The following is a 1,589-nucleotide window of genomic DNA, read 5'->3' on the forward strand; positions in this document are numbered from 1 at the left end:
CCCATCAGCACCGGACGGCCGGCGGCGGGCTCGCCGCCCTCGGCCACCACCCGACGGTTCTCCGCCTCGAACTCCGCACGGTCGATCAGCGAACCGGGCAGGAATTCCGTCGCGCCCGAGTCGATGATGGTGACGCGGCGCAGCATCTGGCGGACGATCACCTCGATGTGCTTGTCGTGGATCGACACACCCTGGGCGCGGTAGACCTCCTGGACCTCGCGGACCAGGTGGATCTGCACCTCGCGGGGGCCCTGCACGCGCAGCACCTCGTGCGGATCGGCCGAGCCCTCCATCAGCTGCTGGCCCACCTCGACGTGGTCGCCGTCGGACAGCACCCGCTCGGAACCGTCCTCGTGCTTGAACACCCGCAGACGCTGCCGCTTGGAGAGCTTGTCGTACACGACCTCCTCGCTCCCGTCGTCGGGAATGATGGTGATCTTGTAGAAGCGCTCGCCCTCCTCCAGCTGCACCCGCCCGGTGAGGTCGGCGATCGGGGCCTTGCCGCGCGGGACGCGGGCCTCGAACAGCTCCTGCACGCGGGGCAGACCGCCGGTGATGTCCTCACCGACACCACCCTGGTGGAAGGTACGCATGGTCAGCTGCGTGCCGGGCTCACCGATGGACTGGGCCGCGACGATACCGACGGCCTCGCCGATGTCGACCAGCTTTCCGGTGGCCATGGACCGCCCGTAGCAGGTGGCGCACACGCCGGTGCCCGTCGTGCAGGTCAGCACCGAGCGCACCTTGACCTGGGTGATGCCCGCGGCCAGCAGCGCGTCGATCTCCGGGTCACCGAGGTCCTCGCCGCGTGCGACGACGACGTTCCCGGCCTCGTCGACCGCGTCGGCGCCCAAAGTCCGCGCGTACGCCGAGGTTTCGATGTACGGGTCGCGGATCAGGGTGCCGTCGGGCTGACGCTCGGCCAGCTCGACGAGGATGCCACGCTCGGTCTCGCAGTCGTGCTCGCGGACGATGACGTCCTGGCTCACGTCCACCAGACGACGGGTCAGGTAACCCGAGTCGGCGGTACGCAACGCGGTGTCCGCCAAGCCCTTTCGGGCGCCGTGGGTGTTGATGAAGTACTCCAGCACGGTCAGGCCCTCGCGGAACGATGACTTGACCGGGCGCGGGATGAACTCACCCTTCGGGTTGGTCACCAGGCCCTTCATGCCGGCCAGCGTTCGGGTCTGAGTGAAGTTACCCGTGGCACCCGAGTCAACGATCGTAATGATCGGGTTGTCGGCCGGGTAGTGCTCGCGGAGCGCCTGACCGACCTCGTCGGTGGCCTCCTTCCAGATCTCCACCAGTGCCTCGTTGCGCTCGTCGTGGTTCAAAGCGCCGCGCTGGAACTGCTTTTCGACCTTTTCCGCCCGCTCCTCGTAGTGGTCGAGGATCTCCTTCTTGCGCGGGGGGACCAGCACGTCGGCCATCGACACGGTGACACCGCTGCGGGTGGCCCAGTAGAAGCCGGCGTCCTTGAGCTTGTCGACGGTCTGCGCGACCACGATCATCGGGTAGCGCTCGGCCAGGTCGTTGATGATGGCGGCCTGCACCTTCTTGTGCATCTGCTTGTTCACGAACGGGTAGCC

General features: G+C 67.6%; 1 pseudogene. It reads right to left on the reverse strand.

Going from position 1 to position 1,589, the window contains the following annotated elements:
* Positions 1 to 1,589: pseudogene (locus A9X04_RS09125) on the reverse strand (DNA-directed RNA polymerase subunit beta'); the annotation flags it as partial.

It is taken from the genome of Mycobacterium sp. E3247 (assembly GCF_001667785.1).
In the GTDB taxonomy this organism is placed as follows: Bacteria; Actinomycetota; Actinomycetes; order Mycobacteriales; family Mycobacteriaceae; genus Mycobacterium.